The sequence below is a fragment of the Soehngenia saccharolytica DSM 12858 genome, assembly GCF_059568515.1.
The window spans coordinates 75,137-101,213 of the sequence record NZ_JCANTN010000003.1 but is presented as its reverse complement, the minus strand read 5'-3'; the positions used below and the strand labels follow the sequence as shown (position 1 = coordinate 101,213).

The following is a 26,077-nucleotide window of genomic DNA, read 5'->3' as shown; positions in this document are numbered from 1 at the left end:
TGTTATTTCCTTTTGGGTCATATTAAAAATCTCCTCTCTCATACTGACATTTTATCAGATTAAATTTAATATGACATTATCATAGAATATTTATAGAAGAGTATAAAATATATTGACAAAACAAATAAAAAGATTTATTATTAATATACCATAAGGGGGTATAGGAGTGATAAAATGGAAATAATGTTGACAGATTCTGCAAAGGAAGAACTAAAAAAAGTTCTTGATAGCAGAAAAGACAATGCAAAAGCATTGAGAATTTTTTTAGCTGGCTATGGTTGAAGCGGCCCAAGCTTTGGTATGGCTCTGGATGAGCCAAAAGAAGGAGACGTTGAAGTAGAGGCTGATGGATTCAAATTTTATTTAGAAGATTTAGCTTTTGAAAATTTTGATTCATTCACTATAGATTATAGTGACAATTGGCTAAGACGAGGTTTCAGCATTTTGCCAAATGGCATGGCTAAAGAATCGAGCTGCTAAACAAAAAAAGGTGGGAAGACCACCTTTTTTTGTGCTATAATATAGGTGCATTTTATTTTGAAAGGAGTGATGGCTGTGGATTCTAGTCCGCTGCCCGAAGGTAAAAGCTTAATAACTGGAACCACAGCCATTGTCTGTGGTTCCTCGAAAACTGAATAAGGAGGAATACTATGGACAAAGAAAAACAATTAGAGTTAATTTTGGATCTAGTTGCAAGAAAGAAATATGTGGAGCTCAAAGAAATCCTAAAAGAGATGAACGAAGTAGATTTAGCTGATATTTTGAATGAAATTGATGCTCAAACTGCTGTGCTGTTATTTAGAATGCTCCCCAAAGACCTTGCGGTTGATGTATTTGCGCATTTGACTTCAGAAAGGCAAAAGGAAATCATAAAAGTCATAACAGACAAGGAGCTCAAGTACATTGTAGAAGAGCTATACTTTGACGATATGATCGACCTTTTAGAAGAGATGCCTGCAAATATTGTAAATAAAATCTTATTGCAATCCAACAAGGAAGAAAGGGATTTAATAAATCAATTTTTGAAATATCCACCTGATTCTGCAGGAAGCATAATGACTATAGAGTATGTCGATTTAAAGAAAAACATGACAGTAAGAGAAGCGCTGCAACATATAAAAGAGACAGGATTGAATAAAGAAACGGTCTATACGTGCTATGTAACTGATGAAAATAGAAAGCTGGAAGGAATTATCTCCCTTAGAAAGCTAGTCACATCTGAGCTGGATCAAAGAATTGAGGACATAATGGAAAGAGATGTCATATATGTAAACACTCATGACGATCAAGAAACTGTCGCCAACATATTTAGAAAATACGGATTTTTAGCTCTTCCGGTTGTTGACAATGAAAACAGACTTACAGGAATCATAACCGTTGACGACATCATGGATGTAATGGAACAAGAAGCAACTGAAGACTTTCAAAGAATGGCAGCAATGGCGCCATCAGATGAAGCCTATTTGGAGTCGAACGTATTTGAATTAGCAAAGCATAGGATATTATGGCTATTGATATTGATGGTATCAGCCACAATTTCAGGCAGGATAATAAATGGAGCTGAAGAAGTTCTGACAGCTATGATTGTTTTGAATTCATTCATACCAATGCTAATGGATACAGCAGGAAACTCAGGTAGCCAATCATCGACACTCGTTATAAGAGGTCTGGCAACAGGAGAAATCGAAATGAAAGATTTCGCTAAGGTATTGTGGAAAGAGTTTAGAATTTCGATAATCGTAGGTGTAGTACTTTCATTTATAAATTTCTTGAGATTGTATTATCTAGAAAAGATTGATTTTAATATTTCGCTTCTGGTTTGCCTGACTCTAATTGTGGTAATAGTTATCTCAAAGCTATTAGGCGGCATACTGCCAATTATTGCAAAGAAATTTAAAATAGACCCAGCAATTATGGCGGGACCACTTATCACAACAATTGCAGATGCCATAAGCTTGACAATTTATTTCTACTTTGCAAGATTGATTTTACACATATAAATTATTAATAAATCTTAATAAAATAAACAATAGTTATTATTGACAGTATCAGGGTATAAATAGTATAATGTTGAACGTTTGACTTTTTGTTTGCCCCGTGTTATACTATACCTATGATGAGTGTCCCTACACTCCTTCTGCCCCGTTAAGGGAGATTCCTTTGGAAGGTGGTTTTAATAGGTATGGATAGTATAACCAAAATCAGAGAAGATTTAGAGGGATGCATTGGAAAAAAAGTAAGACTTAAAGCAAACAAAGGTAGAAAAAAGACAACTGTTAGAGAGGGAATACTAGAATCTGCATATCCCAGTCTTTTCGTAGTCCGTATTAACAACGACTATGACAACACCAGAATGGTTAGCTACACTTATTCTGATGTGCTCACATCTACTGTAGAAATCACAATTTTAGAAGATTAAGAAATACTATAAGACGACATAAATCGAGTTTAAGGATCTGCTCAAAGCAGGTCCTTTTTCATTTAAAAAATATTTTGCATATGGTATAATTATATAAAACAATGCGAGGAGAGATATAGTGGTTTACGAAATTGATGCAAACGCAAAAATAAACCTTGCACTCGATGTACTAAGTAGAAGAGAAGACGGATACCATGAAATCCGAACAATAATGCAGGAAATATCTCTATGTGACAAATTGATATTTGAAGAGATAAAATCAGGCGTGGAAATCACAACCAACAACAATAAATTGCCAACTGATGAAAACAACTTGGTTTGTAAAGCGTACAAGAAAATGGCGGAAATTGCCAATACTAAAACTGGAATCAAAGTAAAAATAATTAAAAATATACCACTCTCAGCTGGCCTTGCCGGCGGTAGCACAAATGCAGCTGCGACTTTGCTTGCGCTAAATCAAATGTGGGGTTTGAAGCTTTCGATCGAAAAACTTATGGAGATAGGAGAAGAGCTAGGGTCTGATGTCCCATTTTGCTTAGTGGGTGGCACAAAATTAGCTGAGGGTAAAGGCGAGAGGTTAAGAGACATTAAATCATTTAAAAACAAACATATACTACTTGTAAATCCCGGGTTTGAGATCTCGACACCCTATGTTTACAGTAAAATCAAGATTGATGACAATAGAATTGACATGGAAGGACTCATAAAAGCGATTGAAATGGATGATTTGCATACAGTGGCAAATAAGCTTGAAAACAAAATGGAAAAGGTAGTCTTTGAAGAATTTCCAATAATAAAAGATATAAAAGACTTTATGCTTCAAAATGGAGCTTTAGGAGCTCTTATGAGCGGAAGTGGTGCTAGTGTATTCTCTATATACGAAGATATTGAAAAATTAAAATATGCTAGGAAGAAAATGGAGCAAAAATATCCATATTGTTTCCACACTTTAACAAAATAAATTCAGAAAAGTATAGGAAATTGCAACTATTTGGCAGGGAAAACCTGCCTAAAATTCGGCGGTAAATGCCTAAAATTCGGCATGGAGGGATAATATGAAAGATACATTTTTAAGGGAGAATATATTTGAGGTATTGGATTATTTAGAGGAGGGAATACATATAATAGATGCCTCTGGAAAGAGCATATATTACAATGCATTTGCTCAAATGATAGATGGAGTAGAATTAAATAAAGCTATTGGCAAGCATCTGTTGGAGATATACCCTTCTTTAGATGAACAAACTAGCACTTTGCTCACTGCTATTAGAACTGGAGAGCCTATATTGAGAAAAGAGCAGACTTTTGTAAACTACAAAGGGGAGAAAATAACGACAATAAACTCCACTATTCCCATAAAGAGTAAAGGAAAGATAATGGGTGCAATAGAAATTTCAAGAGACATAACACAAGTCAGGGAGCTCTCAGAAAAAGTAGTTGATTTGCAGAGTCAATTATTCAAGAAAAACGACAAACTAAGTCCGACTAATGAATACGCTAAATACACATTTTATGACATTGTGGGCAACAACAAGGAAATATTGAGATTGAAAGCTTTAGCAAAAAAAGCATCTGAATCAGATGTGCCAGTGATGGTATCAGGAGAGACGGGCACAGGCAAGGAATTATTTGTTCACTCCATCCATAGTGGGAGCAAAAGAAGACATGGACCATTCATAGCTCAAAACTGTGCAGCTTTGCCTGCCAACCTCTTGGAAGGAATATTATTTGGAACTGCTAAAGGCGGCTTTACTGGCGCTGAAGATAGGCCTGGACTATTTGAGTTAGCTAATGGAGGCACATTGTTTCTAGACGAGATAAACTCCATGCCTCTTGAACTTCAACCAAAGCTTTTAAGAGTGCTTCAAGACGGCAATGTAAGGAGAGTAGGAGATACAAAAGTAAAAAATGTGGATGTGAGAATAATCACAGCGCTAAATATTCATCCCGAAGAAGCGATAGATAAGAAGATGTTGAGGAAAGACTTGTTTTACAGGCTCAATGTAATAACGTTGGAAATACCTCCACTTAGAGAAAGAAAAGATGACATCGAAACGCTCACCAATCACTTCATTGAAAAATACAATATGCTCTTAAACAAGGAAACTAAAGGCATATCCAAAAAAGCTCTAGACTTATTGAAAAGCTATGCTTGGGAAGGAAATGTCCGCGAATTGGAGCACCTCATAGAAGGAGTCATGAGCATCTACGATGTGGACATAATAGATATAGAACATCTGCCTGAAAAGATGAAGAGAATTGCCAACAGGAAGAACAAGAAGAAGCTAGAACTTGATCTAAATCAAGTGCTTAGAGATACAGAAAAGAACTTAATATTAGAAGCACTGCAATCAACAGATGGAAATATATCTAAAGCGAGCGAAGCTTTAAACATTCCAAGACAAACTCTTCAATATAAAATTCAAAAATACAATATCGAGCTAAAATGAGCCCTCTGGGCTCTTTTTTTTACTTTAATGCCGAATATTCGGCGTAAAAAACCTTTTCCCGACTTTTATTTTTATAAAGTCAGGAAAATAGCTATTTTTTTAACAAAGATTATTGGCACGAAAATTGCATTATAAAATAGCGTAAAAAAATTTAAGGAGGAGTTGCCAATGAAAAAAGGGAGTCCATATGGAGTACACAGAGTTATTGAACCAAAGGGTGTGCTTCCACAACCAGCATTAAAAATTGATAACACTATGGAAATCTACGACAATGAGATACTTATCGATGTAAAAACACTTAACGTTGACTCAGCTAGCTTTACTCAAATAGAAGAGCAAGCAAAAGGCGATGTTGAAGAAATCAAAAAAATCATGATGGGCATTGTTGCAGAAAGAGGGAAACACCAAAATCCAGTTACTGGGTCAGGTGGAATGTTAATTGGCACTGTTGAACAAATTGGGCCAGCTTTAGAAGGTAAGACTGATTTAAAAGTAGGCGATAAAATCGCAACTTTAGTTTCATTATCACTTACTCCACTTAGAATAGACGAGATTTTGGAAGTGAGAAAAGACATAGACCAAGTAGACATCAAAGGGAAAGCAATATTATTCGAATCAGGAATATACGCTAAATTGCCAGAAGACATTCCTGAAAACTTAGCTCTTTCAGTTTTAGATGTTGCTGGAGCACCGGCACAAACTGCAAAACTAGTAAAACCTGGGGATACTGTAGTAGTATTAGGTGGAACTGGAAAATCAGGCATGCTTTGTCTATATGAAGCAAAGAAAAGAGCAGGAGTAACAGGAAAAGTAATTTGCATAGGCAGTAGAGACGAGACTATAAACAGAGTAAAACAAGCAAATCTAGCTGATGTATACATCAAAGCTAATGCACAAGATGCTGTTGAAATCATGGAAAAAGTTGCAGAAGCAACAAATGGAGAAATGGCAGACATAGTAATAAATACTGTAAATATTCCAAACACTGAAATGTCATCAATACTAGCTACTAAAGACAATGGATTGGTATATTTCTTCTCGATGGCAACAAGCTTTACAAAAGCTGCATTGGGAGCTGAAGGAGTAGGTAAAGACGTCACAATGATCATTGGAAATGGATACACTAAAGGACATGCTGCAATTGCGCTTAATTTAATGAGAGAATCAGAAACCTTAAGAAAAATATTCACAGAGCTTTATGCTTAATTGAAAATATTTGGAGGTATAAAAATGAGAAAATACAACGAGATTCCGTTGTGGAAAGATGTAACAGAAAGTGAATGGAATGACTGGAAATGGCAAGTTAGAAATAGAGTTTCCGATGTTGAAACACTAAGCCAAATCATCAATCTGACAGAACAAGAAAAGCAAGACATAAATGAAGTATTGAAGAAATTCAGAATGGGAATAACTCCATACTATGCTTCTTTGATGGACCCAGACGATCCACATTGCCCAGTTAGGATGCAAGCTGTTCCAACAATTGCAGAAACCCACATATCAGTTGCCGACATGGAAGATCCACTTCATGAAGATGCAGATTCACCAGTTCCTGGGCTTACACACAGATATCCAGATAGAGTGTTGTTCTTAATCACAGACCAATGCTCAATGTATTGCAGGCACTGCACAAGGAGAAGATTTGCAGGACAAAGCGACTCCGCAGCAACAATGGAAAGAATAGACAAATGCATTGAATACATCAGAAACACTCCACAAGTTAGAGATGTTCTATTGTCAGGTGGAGATGCGCTATTGGTCGGAGACGACAGACTTGAATACATCATCAGTAAACTTAGAGAAATACCTCATGTAGAGGTAATAAGACTTGGAAGTAGAGTCCCAGTTGTTATGCCACAAAGAATTACCGACGATTTAGTAAACATGCTTAAAAAATATCATCCAATTTGGTTAAATACACATTTTAACCATCCAAAAGAAATAACACCTGAATCAATGGAAGCTTGTAGGAAGCTAGCAGATGCTGGTATTCCTTTAGGAAACCAATCAGTTCTATTAAGAGGAGTAAATGACTGCCCACATATCATGAAAGACTTAGTTCATGGGCTTGTAAAAATGAGAGTTAGACCTTACTACATCTACCAATGTGATTTATCAATGGGTATTGAACACTTTAGAACTAGAGTTGCAAAAGGTATTGAAATAATTGAGGCTCTAAGAGGACATACTTCAGGTTATGCTGTGCCAACATTTGTAGTAGACGCTCCTGGTGGAGGAGGAAAGATTCCAGTAATGCCACAATACTTGATTTCTCAATCTCCAACAAAAGTTGTCCTAAGAAATTATGAAGGAGTAATCACAACATATGTTGAACCAAATCACCTTGAAGAAGAATGCCATTGCGATGTATGTCAAGGCAAGAAAGAATCTAAATCCACAGGTGTTGCTGGACTGTTGGAAGGAAATGAAGTAAAAAATCTCGAGCCAAGCTATTTAGAAAGACATGAAAGAAGCGAGAAATACAATAAATAGTCATGCGCCTACTAAATTTAATTAAAGATGAATACAAGATAATATCAATAATTGGAATGAGCAAAAATGCTGGGAAAACTACTACTCTAAATGAGATAATAACTGAAGCTTACGAAGAGGATATACCAATAGGGATAAGCTCAATTGGCAGAGACGGCGAAAGTTTGGATATAGTAACAGAAACTGAAAAGCCAAAGATATGGGTATGTGAAAACACATATGTTGCCACTGCCCAAAGCCTTCTGCTTTTAAGTGATGCAAATGTGGAGATAATGATGACTACAAACTATCGAACGCCACTAGGACAAGTAGTCATCGGGAAAGTCAGATCTGCTGGATACATTCAACTTGCAGGACCACAGACCCTAAAGGAAATGAAAAAAGTTTCAGAGGACATGCTACGCTTAGGTGCTAAATTTGTAATCATAGATGGCAGCCTTGACAGAAAATCACAAGCAGCTCCTGCTATATCAGATGCTACGATTTTAGCAACTGGAGCTGCCATATCAAGAGATATAAACAGAGTAGTGGAAGAAACGCTTCACACTATCAGCTTGCTTAGACTTAAAAAAGTAGAAGATAGGTATGAGGATATTTTGAAGAGTCTTTTGGAAGAGAACACAATAGCAGTAGTAGATGAGGACTTAAAGAATGAAAGGTTAAAGTATAAAACCGCTTTGGGCATGGGTCGTGAAATATCCGAGCATATGAAGGAAAATTCAAGATACCTTTTGATACCGGGCTCTCTGGTTAAATCGACCATAAGTGAACTACTAAGCTCTACACACCATTATAAGAATGTGACCATTGCAGTATCAGATGGAACTAAAATATTTATCCCCCCCAAGGATTATTTGCACTTTCTTAGAATGGGTTTAAAGCTGGAAGTAGTTTACCCGATCAATTTAATCGGAGTAACGGTGAATCCCTATTCTCCTTACGGCTATTACTTTGAGCCAGAAGAACTTTTAAAAAAGATGAGAAGCTATATAAAAGATATTCCGGTTATTGATATTATGATAGGGGGTTAAATTATGTTTATGGATCAGAAGACAATTGATGCATTGGATTTTCAGTATGTTTATGACAAAATAGACTGTATAACTCCCTATGGAAATATTTTTAAATCTAGAATGCATTGCTATAAACCTGGGGAAGAGGAAGCTCTTTCCCAGCAGTTTTTGATGCTCGAGTCATTTATTCCATTTATCAAGAACACATCAATAAGAAGTGGATTTAACAATATCTTGAGTCATTTTAAAGACTTAAGGCAATCCATTAAAAGAGCTAATGACGGCTTTATATTAAATGATGTTGAGTTTTTTGAGATAAAATCCATGCTATTTTTCTTAAGAGAGTTAGATGAGTTCATACATGAAAATGGCATACCTGTATATGAAAAGACGAAAATAACTCCGATAGAACCTTTAGAAAAACTTCTAGACCCTGAAAACACAAAGATATCTTCTTTCTATATCTATGACTTGTACTCTGAAGAACTTAAAAAAATAAGAGAGAAGAAAAGAGAAATAGATAAAATACTTAAAAAAGAACAAAAGTCTATCAGAGACAGAATTAAAGAGGAATTGAAAGTAGACATAAGACCAGATAATACAGTCATTATTTCGAAAGACAAGAAAGATGTACTAGACAGAATAAAAGAAAATCCTAATCTAAACTATGTGTCTGAAACATATCTAAACATTAAATTCAGCATAAAAACTTCCGAGGAGATTGATGAATTAGAAAAAGAGCTGAATTTATTGAGAAAAAAAGAAGAATTAGAAGAGATGAGGATAAGAGAACTCCTCACAAAAGAGATTAAAAGACACCAAAAGGCAATTTACAGGAATATATCAAGCATAGGGAAATTGGATTTGCTGATTGCAAAAGCAAAATTTGCTGTGGACTACAACTGCGTAAGACCCGAAATAGTAAAGGAACATGTCATTGAGATTGAAGATGGGATTCACCCAAAAGTAGCTGAGATGCTTTCTAAAAAAGACTTAAAATTCACACCGATTTCAATATCATTAAAAAAAGGTGTAACTTGCATTACAGGTGCAAATATGGGAGGCAAGACCATAACATTAAAACTTGTTGGTCTTCTAACAGCAATGGCTCAATATGGTATGTTTGTGACAGCCAAGAAGATGACACTCGGGCTTAGTGAGTACATAAAGTCATCTATTGGCGATATGCAATCTACTGACAGTGGCTTATCTACCTTTGGCGGAGAAGTAAAAGTCGTAAAAGAAGCAATAGAAAGAGCTGATGAAAGAGGATTGATACTCATTGATGAACTGGCAAGAGGCACAAACCCAGAAGAGGGGTATGCAATATCTAAAGCTATAGTAGAGTATTTAAAAGACAAACAAGCAATCACAGTTTTAACCACTCATTATGACAATGTAGCTGATTTAGATGATGTGGTCCATTTGCAAGTAGTAGGATTATCCAATTTAGATTTGAAGAAATTGAAAGAAGAAATGAACGCAGAAGAAGGTTTTGAAATCATCAATAAATACATGGACTATAGGCTAAGGACTGTTGACAAAGACACTCCAATTCCAAGAGATGCATTGAATATAGCCCGTATTATGGGATTGGATGATGAAATAATTTCATTAGCCGAAAAAAACTTAAAGAAGAATTCATGAAAGGAGTGTTAAAGTGGGAAAACTAAATCTTGATGTAGAGAAAATAAACAAATCAAGACAATCGGCTAAGAATATAGCAGATGAAGTACAAAAATTTATAGATCAACACACTACTGTGGCTACAGAAAGAACAGTAGTGAGGTTACTTGGAGTAGATGGAGTAGATGAAATAGGAAAACCACTTCCAAATGTTGTAGTTGACAATATCAAAGAAGGAGGAGGACTCCAAAGAGGAGCAGCCTACTGGATTGGTAACGCAATTGCAAATTTAAGCCTAACACCACAAGAAATAGCAGAAAAAATTTCCAAAGGGGAAATAGATATAACTAGGCTTCCTGCTAAAGATGAAGGTGAAATAAGAGAACATATATATAAGATTGCAAATCAAACAGTTGATAAAATTAGAAATGTAAGAAAGACAAGAGAACACTATCTAAATACTCTTGGAGAAGGCCCAAAGCCATATCTATATGTAATCGTTGCAACTGGGAATATATATGAAGACATCATTCAAGCTAAAGCTGCAGCAAAACAAGGTGCAGATGTAATAGCAGTTATAAGAACTACGGGGCAGTCATTGCTCGACTATGTTCCTTATGGGGCAACTACAGAGGGATTTGGGGGAACATATGCAACTCAAGAAAACTTTAGGCTCATGAGAAGAGCATTAGATGAAGTTGGAGAAGAAGTAGGTAGATATATAAGACTTACTAACTATTGCTCAGGGTTATGCATGCCAGAGATTGCAGCAATGGGTGCAGTTGAAAGATTAGACATGATGTTAAATGACGCACTATATGGGATACTTTTTAGAGATATAAACATGCAAAGAACTTTAATCGACCAATATTTCTCAAGAGTTATAAATGGATTTGCAGGTATAATCATTAATACAGGCGAAGACAATTACCTAACAACAGACGATGCTGTTGAAGCTGCTCACACAGTACTGGCATCTCAATTTATCAATGAGCAATTTGCTCTAAAAGCAGGATTAAAAGAAGAACAAATGGGATTAGGCCATGCATTTGAAATGGATCCTTCGCTAGAAGATGGATTCTTGCTTGAATTAGCTCAAGCACAAATGGCTAGAGAGATTTTCCCTAAAGCACCATTAAAATACATGCCACCTACTAAATTCATGACAGGAAACATATTTAAAGGACATGTTCAAAATGCTATGTTCAACATGGTTTCAATCATGACTAACCAAGGAATCCAATTATTAGGAATGCTAACAGAAGCAATACACACACCTCATTTGCACGATAGATACCTTTCAATTGAAAACGCAAAATACATCTTTAACAATGCAAGACACTTAAGCGAAGAAATTGAATTCAAAGAAAATGGCAGAATTCAACAAAGGGCAAGTGAAGTTTTAGATAAAGCAAGCGATTTATTAGCTCAAATAGAAAAAGAAGGGCTATTCCAAACAATCGAACAAGGGAAATTTGGTGGAGTAAAGAGAATGAGAGACGGTGGCAAGGGATTAGATGGAGTTTCTAAAAAAGATTCTGGCTACTTCAACCCATTCATTGAATTGATGCTTGGAGGTGACAAGTAATGACTGAAGCTCAAAAGGTTGATTTAACAAAAGTAATGCCCTATGGAGATACATTAAACGATGGAGTAATGCAATTAAGCTTTACACTTCCAGTGCCATATGGAGATGAAGCCAAAGAAGCTGCAAGGCAAATCGTATTGAAAATGGGTTTTGAAGAAGCATCAGTAGTATACGCGCATGACTTGGGAGTAGAATACACTTATTTCATTGTATATGCAAAGACAAAACAAACAATCGACTTTACATCCATTGAAGTACCAAAAGTAGATGTAGAAGTCATGGAAAAAGAAGATATAGAAAAATTCATCAAAGAAAATATTAAGAGAAACATAGTGGTAGTTGGAGCATGCACAGGAACAGACGCTCATACAGTTGGAATAGATGCTATCATGAACATGAAAGGCTATGCTGGCCACTATGGGCTTGAAAGATACGAAGGAATAGAAGCATACAATTTAGGTAGCCAAGTACCTAACGAAGAACTCGTAGCTAAAGCAATTGAATTAAATGCAGATGCAATACTTGTATCTCAAGTTGTAACACAAAAAGATGTTCACATTCCAAACCTGACAGAATTAGTTGAACTTTTGGAAGCAGAAGGCATTAGAGATAAAGTTGTTTTGGTTTGTGGTGGACCTAGAATCACTCATGAATTAGCAAAAGAATTAGGGTACGACGCAGGGTTTGGCAGCGGTGCTTACGCAGAAGATGTGGCAACATTTATAGTAAATGAAATAGTAAAGAGAAATTTAATTAATAAATAGTATAAAAGCTAAAGCAACACTCCCATATTTTATCGATATGGGAGTATTGTTTTATCAAAAAAAGAGTTACTTTTTTAGTGCAAAGGGGTATATTAGAATAACAGAGGTGATATAAATGGTACTTTACATAAAAACATTTGGTGATTTCGATATATTAGATGAAGGAACTTCGAGGATTGAAAATCTAAAAAGAAGTTACAAGCTTATGAAACTCCTTCAGTATTTTATTGCCTTTAGAAATCAGAAAATACTGACCGAAACCATTTATGAAACTCTCTGGGGAGAATATGATTCAATGGATGTAAAAAATGTCATTAAAGGTCAGATATTCAGGTTGAAAAAAGGACTTAAAGAAGCTCGAATTGATGAAGATTCTTTGACAATAGAATTTGTTAAAGGCTATTATATGTTAAAGAGCGGCGAAAATGTCGTCATAGACAGTGATACTTTTGAAAAATATATAAGTGAAGCAAATATGATCACCGAGAATTTCGAAAAAGCTTTGGAATTGTACAACAAAGCTTTTTCTATATACGAAAATCAATTATTAAACAACATTGGCTATGAGATATGGCTAGTGCCCATGAGAAATTATTTAAGGAAATTATATGTAAATTCGGTAGAAAAAATCATTTTGCAATATCAATTACAAGATAAGGACGATGACATCATCAATATCTGCCAAAGAGCGCTGTCTAAAGAACCATATGAAGAAAAGTTTCATAGATATCTAATTCAAAGCTTAATAAACGAAGGGAAAATTCAAGCGGCAGTTGAACATGTAAAGTACTTGCAAAATGAGTTTGTTAAGGGCACAGGAGTTTTTACAATAGATTCCATCAACCGCTTAGAGAATTTATTGAATGCAAATAAAAAAAACACATACATTGACAACGGAATTGAAAAATTACAACCTTTAGAGGGTCCGATGCAATTAACTGAAGAAGAATTCAAGACCGTATATCAAATAGCTAAACGAAAGAGAAAAAGCGATGAGGAAGCAGACTATTTATTTATAATAGAGCTTGCTGATTGGAACAGATACAGTCTTAAGCAAATAGCATGGCATGAGTATGTCGCGAATGTGGTAACTAGATCTTTTAGGAAAAGCGATTGTTTTGCCATTTGGAAAGGCAAAGAAATACTAGTGCTTTTAAGTGCTGTTAAGATAGATGCATCAGCAAAGATGGAAAACCGATTTTTTATCAATTACTACGAAACTGATTCATCAAGAGCATTGCCAATAAAATTGAGGTCAATACAAATTGATGAAAACACAAAAATTAAATTGTAAAATATGGAAAAACTTGAACAAAAATTAATCAAGTGCTAAACTATTAAGGAGTAACTGAGAATTTGGTTTACTCTTTAATTTTTAGAGGTGAAATTTTGCTAGAAATATTTGTTTTTTTAAAGACGATTCTTTTTATGAATTTAATAAAAGTTGAGAACAATAGATTATTTGTGGTGCTTTTGACATCCTTAATAACATTGGGCATCATATACATTATACTCAGTCTAAATACCAATAAAAAATATTCAATACTCTTTTTATTTTATTTTGTTTTTTCAGTATTTTTGTTTGCAAATGCAATGTACTTTGGGTATTTTAACAAGCTGATATCCATAGATGCGTTTACACAAGCGGGTCAAGTGGGGGATGTATTGGACAGCATTAAAGAGCTTTTAAACTTTAAAAGACTAGCTTTGCTGTTGGATTTGCCGCTTTTGGCAGCATATCTTACAGCAATAGTTAAAAATAAAACAATTTCAAAACTAAATATTTCTGAAAAGAAATCAAAGCGATTGCTTTTAACATCGACTGTCACTGTGATCATTTTGTTTATATATATAACTACAATAGGACAGATAAAGGCAGTTGCGTCTGATGAAATATATTCATTTTACACAAGCAATTTAATCAACTATTTTAAAAAAGATAATGAAGTGGAAAATTTTTTAACAGAAGAAGACAAGTTGGAAGAATTGATTCATAGAGAAACTCAAACAAATGAATTTACAGCGATAGGCGAAAATAGAAACTTGATCGTCATTCAAGTTGAAGCGCTTCAAAATTTTGTGCTATTTAGAGAAATCAACGGTTTTGAGATTACACCGAACTTAAATAAACTAGTTAAAGACAGCGCCACTATATACTACGACAACTATTTTCACCTCGTCGGGAAAGGAAATACATCAGATGCTGAAGTGGCAACATTGAATTCGCTCTACCCTTCACTAGAGGAGCCAACTAATACCCTATACTACGACAATTCATACTATGGATTGCCATGGATATTGAGAGACAACGGCTACACAACATGGGCTTTTCATGGGTATAAGAGGGATTTTTGGAATAGAGATAAGGCATATGCATCAGAAGGATTTCAAAAGTTTATTGCTCAAGATGACTTTGTGTTTGACAACTACATTGGCTTTGGAATACCCGACAGGGAATTTTTCAAGCAGTCGCTAGAGTACATTAAAGAGCTCGATCAAATAGATGAAAATCCATTTTTTGCATTTTTAATCACTCTAACTAGCCATACGCCATTTAAGATGCCTCCAAATGAAAAATACACTGACTTAGGTGAATTAGAAGGTACGCTTACAGGTAACTACATTCATGCCATTCACTACGCAGACATGGAGGTAGGCAGATTTATCGAAAATTTAAAAAGCGAAGGCTTATACGAAAACTCAATAATATCAATATACGGAGATCATTTTGGTATTGCCGCTTATGATGAAACAGAAAGTGAAAATGCGGGAAAAATAACCAATGAAAGATATGATTACGACACGATGATGAACATACCTCTTTTAATCCATGTACCAGGAGAAAATATAAATAAAACTGTATCAACTGTTGGCAGTCAATTAGATTTTTTGCCAACCATATTAAATATTATGGGCATAAAAAATGAAAAAGGAATAATGTTTGGCAAAGACTTAAACGGGGAATTTACCGACAACTATGTATTTCCAATGGGATACATCAAAGAAGGCTCCGTTATATCCGAGGAAGAGATGTTTGTCAGAGATAAAGCATTGTTCGAAAACAGCAGAGCATTCAATAGAATAACTAGAGAAGAGATAGACATAGAGAAATTTAGAGATTTAAGCGAGAGAGCTTTAGAAGAAATCAACCTATCAAACTATGTGTTGAAATCAAATTATATAGATAGATTGCTTAATGAATAACTGGCTTTAAGGAGGAATTTAAATGCTAGAACTGATGATGCTAATAAAATCCATTATATATACAAACGCAATAAAAGTAGAAAAAAATGAAGGCTATATTATTGTATTGACTTTCTTCTTGTCTTGTGCCATTTTTTCATTTATTTCTTGGAAAAGTGGAAATAAAAAGAAGAGAAACACAATAGTTTTTTATAGCTTGATCTCGATTTTGATGTTTGCAAACGCAGTGTATTTTTCATATTTCAACTCGCTCTTGTCGATAAATGTGCTGGGACAGGCAAGGCAACTGAACACAGTAAAAAACAGCATAAAGCACCTTTTGGATTTAAACAAGATAATACTTGTGTTGGATATACCATTTGTATATTATTTCTTAAACAAGAAAGAAAAAGCATTTGGGAAAAAAGGAGCATTAAAAGCGGAGGATTATAAAAACATATTTAAAACATCATCAGTCTTTGTTTTGAGTGTGTTGGTATATTTGTTTGGAATTGGTGAATTAAAGTCGGTTATAAATCAAGAGTTTTACTCACATCAAATTGTCGATTTCTATCACATAGTGAAATTCGAAAAAACCTCAGTAGCCGAAGAGCAAACGATTGAAGATGGATTGAAAAAAATTGCTGAAAGAATGAAGAACGAAGGCCAAAACTATCATGGCATTGGAAAGGGCAAAAATCTCATTGTCATTCAAGTAGAATCCCTAGCAAATTTTGTCATGTTTAGGGACTACGATGGTCAAGAGATAACTCCAAATTTAAACAAACTAGCTCTTGAGAATGACAGCCTTTACTACAATAACTATTTTCAGCTTATAGGAAAGGGCAACACTTCAGATGCAGAATTCGTATCTTTAAACTCGCTCTATCCATCTATGGAAAAGCCAACCTATTTTCAATACGCTGACAACAAATTCTATGGGCTTCCTTGGCTAATGAGGGACAATGGCTATACTGCATGGGCATTTCATGGATATAAAAGAGAGTTTTGGAATAGAGACAAAGCTTACGTAAATCAGGGGTTTGAAAGGTTTATAGCAGAAGACAATTTCAACTTCACTGAAGAAATTGGCTTTGGCATAACGGATAAAGACTTTTTCAATCAATCGATATTTTACCTAAAACAACTAGATCAGAAAGATGAAAACCCATTTTATGCATTTTTAGTCACCTTGACAAGCCACAACCCATATGAGATGCCAGAAGAATACCAAAAGATAAATATCAGGGAAGAGCACAAGAACACTCTTACAGCTAATTACCTTCAAGCTATACACTATACAGACGAAGCAATAGGTGGATTCATTCAAAGCTTAAAGGACAATGGACTTTATGACGATTCTGTTATAGTAATCTATGGGGATCATTTTGCAATTAATGCAGGACTTGAAACTGAAGAAGAGATATTAGATTATTTGCTAGAGAAACCCTATGACTATGACACAATGATGAATATTCCTTTGATAATACACATACCAAATGAAAACTTAGGTAATACCATAACAACTGTGGGAAGTCAACTTGATTTCTATCCAACGATAGCAAATGTCATGGGATATGAAAACACTAAAGGTATTGTCTTTGGAATGGACTTAAACAATCCAACTAGAGAGAACTGTGTATTCCCACAAACTTATTTGTACAAAGGCTCTGTCATAACCAAAGACTATATGTTTGAGTTTTCAAGAGATGGAGTTTATGAAAATAGCAAAGCTATAAATAGGCACACTCGAGAAGAAGTAGATATAAATAAGTTTAAAGATATTTACCAAAGGGGTATAAGGGAAATAGACCTATCGGATTATATATTGAAAAACAACTATTTCCAGGAGTACATTAAGTAAAGGGGCGAGTTGATTGAAAAAGAAAATGAATAGATTGTTGATCTTTTTACTTGTTCTCACAATTCTACTGCCAAGTGCAAGCTTTGCTCAAAGTGGAATAGACTATGGCTATGTGGATTTTATTGTGGAATACATTAATTCTTATTACATTAAAGACATTGATTACGAAACTCATCAAAACAACATATTAAAGGGTCTGTTGCAAAACTTAGATCCATACAGCGACTACTACACAAAAGAAGAATATGAAGATTTTATCAACAGTTTAAATCAATCATTCGCAGGCATAGGCATTGTAATAAAGCTTCAAAACAAAGATGTGGTTATAGATAAAGTTTTGGACAATACACCAGCACAAGCTCAAGGACTTAAAGCAGGAGATGTGATAATCAGCATAAATTACCAAAAAGTAGAAGGGCTAAGTTTAGACCAAGTCACTTCTCTTTTGAGAGGGAAAGCTGGGAATATAGTGCGAATCGAGATAAAAAGAGATGGTGAATTAAAGGTTTTTAAAGTCAGAAGAGAGAAAATTGAAATATCCCCAGTAGAATACGATGTATCCAAAGGAGTAGGCTATATCAAACTCAATAGTTTTAGCGACAAAGCAAGTGACAAAGTAAAGGAAGCCCTTGACTATATAGATACTGTTGGAACCAAGAAAGTCATACTGGATCTAAGGGACAACCCTGGAGGTTATTTAGATGAAGCTGTAAAAGTAGCTAGTCTCTTTGTGCCAAAAGGACCAATAGTACACATAAAAGATAAATATGGAAATGTGCAAAGCTATTATTCAAATCTAGAAAAGACCAAATATGAACTTGTTGTATTGGTAAATCACAACAGCGCAAGCGCATCGGAGATTGTAGCCGCAGCAGTCAAAGACACAAAAGCAGGATACATTATAGGAACAAAGACCTATGGGAAGGGCACAGTGCAAAACATAGTTCAACTTCCAAAAGGAGATGCGATGAAATTGACAGTAGCTGAGTATTTTAGTCCAAAGTGGGTAAAAATAAATGGAGTAGGCGTGACGCCTGATTTAATAGTTGAAAATGAAACCTTTGATACTCAGCTTGAGAAAGCAATAAATTACTTAAACAACTAAATGACTTAAATGTAACAAATTTGTAACACTAAAATCCAAAATTTAGTGTATAATCAAAGTATAGTAACTACTTTAGTATATGCTGCAATATATTTACAATTTATTGACCATGGCTAAAGTAGGTGTTATAATAACTGTAAAGTGCGAGTTACTGTACTTAACAGTACAAATTAAAACAAAATTATAAGGAGGTAATTAGAACATGAAGAGAACCCTATCATTGGTGTTAGCTTTAGTAATGGTTCTAGGAATGATTCCTGTTTATGCACAAGCTGCAACTCCACAAGAGGAAGCAGGGAAACTTCTTGAACAATTAGGCGTTCTTAAAGGAGATCAAAACGGCAATTTAATGCTAGACAAGACTCTTTTAAGAAGAGACGCAGTAGTAATGCTTGCTAGACTTCTTGGTGAAGAAGAAGTAGCAGCAAAATATCCAACAGCTCCAACTTGGAAAGACGTAACAATTAAATATTATGTACCTTTCCTAGGCTGGGCACAAGCAGAAGGATATTACAAAGGATATAATGATGCAAAATTCGGATTTACTGATGACATAACTGTACAAGACTACGCTCAAGTATTATTAAGAGCACTTGGCTATACAGATGTTGAGTGGAAAGATGCTTATACAAAAGCTAAAGACTTAGGTCTATTAGAAGGCGTAACTCTTGAAGCTACAGCAAAATTACCAAGAGGAAACATGTCAGTTATGACAGTAACAGCACTTAATACAAAAGTTAAAGACAGTGAAAAGACATTAGCTGAAACATTGGGAATTGAAATGCCTGCAGAATTTGCTGTAACAGCAAAAGCAACAGGAGCTAAGAAAATCACTGTAACATTTAACAAACCTGTTGACAAAACAAAAGCAGTAATCACTGTTAACAAAGGTTCAATCGCTGTAAATACTGAAAGTATAGTATTTGCTGACGATGCTAAATCAGCAGTTATTACAACTGTAACTAACCTAACAAAAGGCGATTACACTGTAAAAGTAACTGGATTAACAGATGAAGCTTTAACAGCAACATTTACAGCTGAAGATGTTAAAGTTTCAAAGATTGAATTGTTATCAGACAAAGCTCCTATGAAAGACTTAAATGGTAAAGAAGCAACTGTTCTTTATAGAGTTTTAAATCAATATGGAGAAGAAATGAAAGGCCAAGCTATAACTTGGACTGCATCATCAGGCCCTGTAGCTGATAATGGCAATGGAGTATTAACTTTGACAACAAGCGGAATCTTCATTCCAAATCAAACAGTTGTTTATTTGACAGGAGTTCATGCAGCAACTGCAACAGTACTAAATGCACAAGTAACAATAGCTATGCCATCTAATGTTGACACAATAGAATTCAAAGGCTTGTATGACACAGAAAAATCTGTAATGGTAGATTCTTTACCAGCTGGTTTTGAATCAGGAAGATATCAATTGTTATTTAGTGCAAAAGATCAATATGGTAATGTTTTAACAGCACCTGGAGGGTCAATATATTTCTTATCAAATAATCCATTAGTTGCTCAAGTTAATAGCTATGCAACTTATACAGAACAAACTGTCAATGGAGTAAAATATCAAGGAGTTGTATTGACGCAAGGAGCTATGACTGCAAGTGGCGGAAATGTTGAAATAAGAGCTACTTCTACACAGTCTGGTAAATCAGCTAGTTTCAATTTGGTTGTTCCAGCAGTAGCTGTTATTAAATCGTTCACAATGTCATCTCCAACAACTATGGTTGCTGGTGGAGAAACTGTTGAGATACCATTTACTGCATATGATCAATTTGGAAATGCAGTTACAAAATTCAATGATTTAAATAGTGCTGTAGGTAAAACTTTGATATTTAATGAAAAAACAAATCTTAAATTTGAAAAACAAACAAATGGAACTGCAAAATTAATTTATACTGCACCAGCTAATGTTACACAAGATACACCAGTAATACTTTTCTCTACTGTAATTGGCGGAAATACTTCGCAAATCTCATTTACAGTTAGACCAAATGCAAAACCAGCTGTTATAGTAGGCTTGACAGGCGTATCTACAAATTTAGTTAGTGGAACAAGCGTTCAAATAAATCCTAAGAATGTTAAATACCAAGATCAATATGGTAGAACATCTACATGGGATAAAGCACCTACTGGCTACACATTAAATGTAACTACAAGTGCCGTTGGGTTTGTAACTGTATCATCTCCAACTGTTCCTACAACAGTATCAGCTATTTCAAAAGGAACAGCAACACTGACCTTTAAAATTGGCACAGATGCAAACTCAGCATATTCAGTAACATTTAATGTAATCAATCCTAATGATGTAGCAACTTACACTATAAAAGATATCGGGTTGTTAAATGGTAATAACCAAGCTCATGAAGCTAATACTAGAAAGATTGTTCTTGAAGGTAAATTAGCTAACGGACAAACTGTAGTAGTAAACAATGACGTAATTAAATCAGTGGCAGTAGCAGATACAAATATAGCAACAGTTGATAAAGATAATTTAACTGTAACAGCTTTAACTGGAGCTGCAACAAAAGCAGATGCAAAAACTACTCTTACAGTTGTAATTGAAGGAGCAGAAGGTCCAGTAGTAGTAACAAAAGAAATTACAGTATCATATCAACCAGCTAAGGCTGTTAAAATAGAAGTAGATCCAGAAATAACAGTAGATGTAACTGAAACTACTTCAACAGGTGCTATACAAACAGCAATAGCGGCTGCAAAAGAATTTGTAATCACTGATCAATATGGGGTTGAAACAAATCCTTCAGCTAGTGATATATTACTAACAAATATTGTAAAAGAAGATAGCAAAATAGTTAAAGTTAATGCAACAGTTGTTAAAGATGGATTAGCAGCAACAACTGTAGTGAATGTAGAGTAAAGTAGTTGATTAACACAAACAAATAACACAACCAAAAAACCTCGGTGTATCCGAGGTTTTTTTATGCCTATTTTCTGTATAAACGTAGTACATATAACCTCCTAATCATATATATAAAGTATAGGGAGGTGAGAAAATGGTTGAGATAACAAAGAAAAGCTTAAAGCTAGAACTTGACGGGGGAGTAGTTGACGGAAAACAAAAAATTGAATCAAAGACCTATTCAAACATCAGTCTAACTGCAACAGACGAAAACATATTGTCGGCAGGAGAATTGATTTCAGGACTTCAAGAAAAAGCACTTATCAATGTCAAGAGAATTGAGGAAGCAATCGTAACAGAATAAAATAAGAAAGGAGAGTATTTATGGAAAAGACTAAATTGATCATGCAGTTTATAGACGCTGCAAATAAAGCGTACAGTATATCAGTTGACAATCCAAGAGCTGATTTAACTGAAGATGAGATATACCAAGCTATGACAGGCCTTGTAGGTCTAAACACATTTGTATCAAGAAATGGTTTATTAACAGCACCAATGAAAGCTAACATAGTCACAACATCAACTACAGAAATAGAATTTTAAAAAAGGGAGCCTAGGCTCCCTTTAAATTAAAGAGGTGAAAACATGGAAGAGCTTTATACAAATATAGCTAATTTAGGTTTTCCTATAGTTATATCGCTATTTTTATTAGTGAGAATCGAAGGAAAACTAAATGAGCTAACTAAAAGTATAACTGAGTTATCTAAAGTCATAGAAACTAAACTAAATTAAAGGGATTGATCAATCAATCCCTTTATCAGTTTCAACTACTTTTCTATTGATTATAAATCCAGTCCCCAATAGAACCCAAAAGATAGGCGCAACAGACACTATACTATCATTTGATAACCCTGTAAATAGATACATGCAAACTGCAAAGAATATTCCAAGCCCTGCAGATTCCATAAATGAGTTGTATTTTTCTTTTTTAAAGTATGCTCTAAAGCTTGAAACAAAGTACATTAAAAACAAAGCTAATTCTGCTAACAAAGATAATAGGCCAGTACATATCGCAGTGTGTAAATACATATTGTGAGGTTTATCTACTACTGAATAAATACTATTTAAACCCTTTAATTTACCAACGAAGTCATTGTTAGGAAAGTAAATGCCATAGGTGTCAGGACCATGTCCTATAAAAATAGTGTCTTTTATCAAAGGAATAGATCTTGACCATATATAACCTCTATTTGACGCCATGTATTCTCTACCTTCAAAGTTAAAGTATTCTGCCCTTATTTCTTCATTTCCTAAGAGTTCCCCTCTATACCCTAAAGCCTTAGCGTTGTTATTTTCATCGTATGCAAATCTTATAGATTTTACTCCTTTATTTGTGGCTAGATCTGCTTGAACTATAAGTCCATTAGTATCAGACAGAAGCAATTTAAATGTGTGTTTATTGTATGGCTCTTTAGTAGATTTGTAAGTGCCTTCTTCAATCATTTTAACTTCAAGAGGATTGTCGTATTCGTCATAAAAGCTGAAAAAACCGTCTTCATTAACCACTCTAATTTCATGGTCAGTAAATTTTATGTCTATTGCATTGTCTTCTAGCACAATATCTTCAAAATCTATATATTGTACTTCAACTAATGTTTTTACACCTGATATCAATCTATCAGTAATTGTTCCATCTAATGCGGTGTTGACTCCGAAGAATATGACTATAATTATGACAAGGGCTAGTGCAAAAAATCTCAAACTATGCTTGATTTGCTTTCTGTAAAATATTATCGCTAAAATTACATAAACTCCAAAGCTTAAAAGTGCGGCTCTAGATCTTGACCCAAGCAATGTCAGAAAGTTTGCCGCACTAACCAGCAAGAAGAATATTTTCTGCTTTTTATCTTTCAGCAATAGCACTAAAGTGATAGCTATGGTAAAGAGCATGCTTGTGTACACGCCAACATAGTTTATGTTGTAAAGTGTTCCATAAGTAGCTTTACTTGCAGCAAATGTGAAGTTTAGGGTGTCCTTTAAATGCTCATAAGCCTTTGGTAATATCAAGCTTTTTCCGAAATCAGTCATAAAAATATCTTTTCCCAAGAACTGAGTCAATCCTATCAAAGCCATAACTAAAGAAGAAACAGAAAGCGAGTATATCAGAGTTTTTACCTGCTTTTCGTTGTCAATGGTGTTATATGCTAAAAACATCAAGCTCAAGTATGAAAGGAGAGCATACATTCCTTCATAACGATCTATAAATCCCTTTGTCGCTACAGATTTATAGCTTGAGAAAAGGACCGATAAAATTATCAATACCGCATAAATCAACATCGGATAATAGAATTTATCCTTTCTCAATTCTATTTGCTTATTTAAATACCATCTTGAAAAAAACATGAATAGTCCAACAACCGATGTTATAGACAACCAAAGCATTTTATAATACGAGAAAAAGTCAGCATTGTCTTGTCCATTTGTAAAATATTTAAGTTCTTCTGGTACTGCTACAACCTTAAGATAGATTATCAAAGGTATGACTGCAACCGCAAAAATAAGTGGTAATATAATCCATAAGTCATATTTGTATTTCTTTTTTATAGTTTTATCGTTCTTTGCCATGAATGCCTCCTTAAGTATTTTAAGTTTCTATATAAGTATTATACACCATTTGATGGCAATTTTTAAGCAAATAATTAACAATTTAGAGAGTGGTTATTGAAAAGAATGAAATATTGTTGTAGTATAATCTAAAGGGCAAAAAAGAGGTGAATCCCAGTGCGGTTTAACAAAAAGACAATATTAATGGTTTTAGTTGATTTTATGATTATAAACATATCAGCTGTATTTTCCTTATTTTTAAGATTTGAAAGCTTTAATAATCCCCAATTTATGAGCTATTTTGAAGTGTATAAAAACACATTTATATTTATTTCACTAGCAAAGATAGTCGTTTTCTACTTATTTGGACTTTATAAAACCATTTGGAAGTATGCTAGCGTTGATGAAATGTTAAAGATAGTATCAGCTTGTGTGGTAGCTAACATAGCTTCGATTTCAACGCTTGCTTTCTTGCAAACTTCATTGCCAAGATCAGTATATGCTATGATGACGGTATTTGACATTGCGTTAATAGGTGGATTTAGATTTTCGCTTAGAACTGTAAATGAAAAATTAAGTCATAGAGCCAAAGACGATGGAAAAAAGATAATCAGAGTTATGATTGTCGGCGCAGGGGACGCCGGAGCTATGATATTAAAGGAGTTCAAGAATCATTATTCTTACCAATATCGAGTTGTAGCATTTGTGGACGATGATAAAACTAAGCAAGGGAAGGTCATTTATGGGGTACCTGTACTAGGGAATAGAAACGACATACCAAAGCTTGCAGAGAAATACAATATAGATGAAATAGTAATTGCCATGCCATCAGCACCAAAGGCAGAAGTGAGCAATATAGTGGAAATATCTAAAAACACTAAGGCAAGGCTTAAAATATTGCCAGGCATGTATGAACTCATCGATGGAGTTGTGAGTGTAAGCGCGATAAGAGATGTTCAGATTGAAGATTTGCTTGGCAGAGAAGAAATAAAGACGGATCTGACAGAAATAAGCAAATACTTGAACGGAAAGACAGTTTTGGTTACAGGCGGAGGAGGTTCAATAGGTTCTGAACTAGCAAGGCAAATTGCTATTCAAAATCCCAAAAGATTAATCATATTGGATATCTATGAAAACAACGCATATATGCTGGAGAATGAGTTGAGAAAAAGATTTCCAAACTTAAACCTAGTTGTCTACATAGCATCTATAAGAGATGAGAACAGACTTCGCGAGATAATAAAAAGAGAGGAAGTTGAAGTCATTTTCCATGCTGCGGCTCATAAACATGTTCCACTAATGGAGACTAGCCCTAAAGAAGCTATAAAGAACAATGTCTTTGGAACTGTTAACTTGGCTAAAGTTGCCGCCGAAAATGGAGTTAAAAAATTCGTCATGATATCTACGGATAAAGCTGTAAATCCGACAAACATAATGGGTGCATCAAAGCGAATTTGCGAAATGGTCATTCAAGCTTTTAATGATAAATACGAGACTGAATTTGTTGCAGTGCGCTTTGGAAATGTTCTAGGAAGCAATGGCAGCGTGATTCCGATATTTAAAAAGCAGATAAAGGAGGGCGGACCTGTCACAGTAACGCATAAAGATGTCGTAAGGTATTTTATGACAATACCAGAAGCTGTTTCTTTGGTTATACAAGCAGGAGCCATGGCTAAAGGCGGAGAGATATTCATTTTGGATATGGGAGAGCCTGTGAAGATCATAAAACTTGCAGAGGATTTAATCAAACTTTCAGGGTTTGAACCCTATACAGAAATACCAATAAAGATCACAGGCTTAAGACCCGGAGAGAAATTGTATGAAGAGCTTATATTAGACGAAGAAGGAGTCAATGCTACAAAGCATCAGAAGATTTATGTTGCAAAACCAACAAACATTGATTATGAAAAATTGGAAAACAATTTGAAGGAATTGAGAATAGCAATTAATGATTTAGATGATAGAGAAATAAGGAAATACGTAAAAAGAATAGTCAAGACATATAGATATGAGGAGTGAATGCTCCTCTTTTTGTATATATTCTACAAATAGTTTAACGATAATTTAATTCAAATTATGCAATAACTTAATAAATAAAT

General features: G+C 34.6%; 21 protein-coding genes. 20 read left to right on the top strand and 1 reads right to left on the bottom strand.

Annotated elements, in window-relative coordinates:
• Positions 1-174: 174 nt before the first annotated feature.
• The 19 genes from BO51_RS01765 (at position 175) to BO51_RS01675 (ending at position 22,166) form a co-directional block, all read left to right on the top strand.
• On the top strand, positions 175-480 hold the full coding sequence (locus BO51_RS01765; RefSeq protein ID WP_496483377.1) for a HesB/IscA family protein: 306 nt from the start codon (positions 175-177) through the stop codon (positions 478-480).
• 170 nt (positions 481-650) lie between these two features.
• On the top strand, positions 651-2,000 hold the full coding sequence (gene mgtE / locus BO51_RS01760; RefSeq protein ID WP_496483375.1) for a magnesium transporter: 1,350 nt from the start codon (positions 651-653) through the stop codon (positions 1,998-2,000).
• Between the two features lie 182 nt (positions 2,001-2,182).
• Positions 2,183-2,419 (top strand): Veg family protein, encoded by a 237-nt coding sequence (locus BO51_RS01755; protein ID WP_496483373.1) that lies wholly within the window; start codon positions 2,183-2,185, stop codon positions 2,417-2,419.
• Between the two features lie 118 nt (positions 2,420-2,537).
• Positions 2,538-3,380 (top strand): 4-(cytidine 5'-diphospho)-2-C-methyl-D-erythritol kinase, encoded by an 843-nt coding sequence (ispE, locus tag BO51_RS01750; RefSeq protein WP_496483371.1) that lies wholly within the window; start codon positions 2,538-2,540, stop codon positions 3,378-3,380.
• Positions 3,381-3,474: 94 nt separating this feature from the next.
• Entirely contained in the window at positions 3,475-4,869 is a 1,395-nt protein-coding gene (locus BO51_RS01745) for a sigma-54 interaction domain-containing protein (protein ID WP_496483369.1), read from the top strand.
• A gap of 168 nt (positions 4,870-5,037) precedes the next feature.
• Positions 5,038-6,075, top strand: coding sequence for an L-erythro-3,5-diaminohexanoate dehydrogenase (kdd, locus tag BO51_RS01740; RefSeq protein ID WP_496483367.1), 1,038 nt, complete (start codon positions 5,038-5,040; stop codon positions 6,073-6,075).
• Positions 6,076-6,099: 24 nt separating this feature from the next.
• On the top strand, positions 6,100-7,362 hold the full coding sequence (kamA, locus tag BO51_RS01735; RefSeq protein ID WP_496483365.1) for a lysine 2,3-aminomutase: 1,263 nt from the start codon (positions 6,100-6,102) through the stop codon (positions 7,360-7,362).
• A gap of 2 nt (positions 7,363-7,364) precedes the next feature.
• Positions 7,365-8,393, top strand: a complete 1,029-nt coding sequence (kamB, locus tag BO51_RS01730; RefSeq protein ID WP_496483363.1) for a lysine 5,6-aminomutase reactivase subunit KamB — start codon at positions 7,365-7,367, stop codon at positions 8,391-8,393.
• Positions 8,394-8,396: 3 nt separating this feature from the next.
• Positions 8,397-10,022 (top strand): lysine 5,6-aminomutase reactivase ATPase KamC, encoded by a 1,626-nt coding sequence (gene kamC / locus BO51_RS01725; protein ID WP_496483361.1) that lies wholly within the window; start codon positions 8,397-8,399, stop codon positions 10,020-10,022.
• 13 nt (positions 10,023-10,035) lie between these two features.
• Positions 10,036-11,589 (top strand): lysine 5,6-aminomutase subunit alpha, encoded by a 1,554-nt coding sequence (gene kamD, locus BO51_RS01720; protein ID WP_496483359.1) that lies wholly within the window; start codon positions 10,036-10,038, stop codon positions 11,587-11,589.
• Positions 11,589-12,353, top strand: a complete 765-nt coding sequence (gene kamE, locus BO51_RS01715) for a lysine 5,6-aminomutase subunit beta (protein ID WP_496483357.1) — start codon at positions 11,589-11,591, stop codon at positions 12,351-12,353. The genes kamD and kamE overlap by 1 nt, the downstream gene beginning before the upstream one ends.
• A 115-nt stretch (positions 12,354-12,468) precedes the next feature.
• Positions 12,469-13,647: a BTAD domain-containing putative transcriptional regulator gene (locus BO51_RS01710; RefSeq protein ID WP_496483355.1), complete on the top strand. Its 1,179-nt coding sequence runs from the start codon at positions 12,469-12,471 to the stop codon at positions 13,645-13,647.
• Positions 13,648-13,742: 95 nt separating this feature from the next.
• Positions 13,743-15,557: an LTA synthase family protein gene (locus BO51_RS01705; RefSeq protein ID WP_496483353.1), complete on the top strand. Its 1,815-nt coding sequence runs from the start codon at positions 13,743-13,745 to the stop codon at positions 15,555-15,557.
• A gap of 22 nt (positions 15,558-15,579) precedes the next feature.
• Positions 15,580-17,400, top strand: a complete 1,821-nt coding sequence (locus tag BO51_RS01700) for an LTA synthase family protein (protein WP_496483351.1) — start codon at positions 15,580-15,582, stop codon at positions 17,398-17,400.
• A gap of 13 nt (positions 17,401-17,413) precedes the next feature.
• On the top strand, positions 17,414-18,505 hold the full coding sequence (locus BO51_RS01695; RefSeq protein WP_496483349.1) for a S41 family peptidase: 1,092 nt from the start codon (positions 17,414-17,416) through the stop codon (positions 18,503-18,505).
• 202 nt (positions 18,506-18,707) lie between these two features.
• Positions 18,708-21,392, top strand: a complete 2,685-nt coding sequence (locus BO51_RS01690) for an autotransporter outer membrane beta-barrel domain-containing protein (protein ID WP_496483347.1) — start codon at positions 18,708-18,710, stop codon at positions 21,390-21,392.
• A gap of 136 nt (positions 21,393-21,528) precedes the next feature.
• Positions 21,529-21,738, top strand: a complete 210-nt coding sequence (locus BO51_RS01685; protein ID WP_496483345.1) for a DUF1659 domain-containing protein — start codon at positions 21,529-21,531, stop codon at positions 21,736-21,738.
• Between the two features lie 20 nt (positions 21,739-21,758).
• Positions 21,759-21,977, top strand: coding sequence for a DUF2922 domain-containing protein (locus BO51_RS01680; protein ID WP_496483343.1), 219 nt, complete (start codon positions 21,759-21,761; stop codon positions 21,975-21,977).
• Positions 21,978-22,019: 42 nt separating this feature from the next.
• Entirely contained in the window at positions 22,020-22,166 is a 147-nt protein-coding gene (locus tag BO51_RS01675; protein ID WP_135270438.1) for a YvrJ family protein, read from the top strand.
• Between the two features lie 9 nt (positions 22,167-22,175).
• Here the strand turns inward: BO51_RS01675 and BO51_RS01670 are convergent, their stop codons facing one another.
• Complete coding sequence (locus tag BO51_RS01670) at positions 22,176-23,999, bottom strand: O-antigen ligase family protein (protein WP_496483341.1); 1,824 nt, start codon at positions 23,997-23,999, stop codon at positions 22,176-22,178.
• A 156-nt stretch (positions 24,000-24,155) separates the two neighbouring features.
• Here BO51_RS01670 and BO51_RS01665 point away from each other — a divergent pair, with 156 nt between their 5' ends.
• The gene (locus BO51_RS01665; RefSeq protein WP_496483339.1) at positions 24,156-25,997 is read left to right on the top strand and encodes a polysaccharide biosynthesis protein; all 1,842 of its coding nucleotides are present in this window, start codon (positions 24,156-24,158) and stop codon (positions 25,995-25,997) included.
• Positions 25,998-26,077 lie beyond the last annotated feature (80 nt).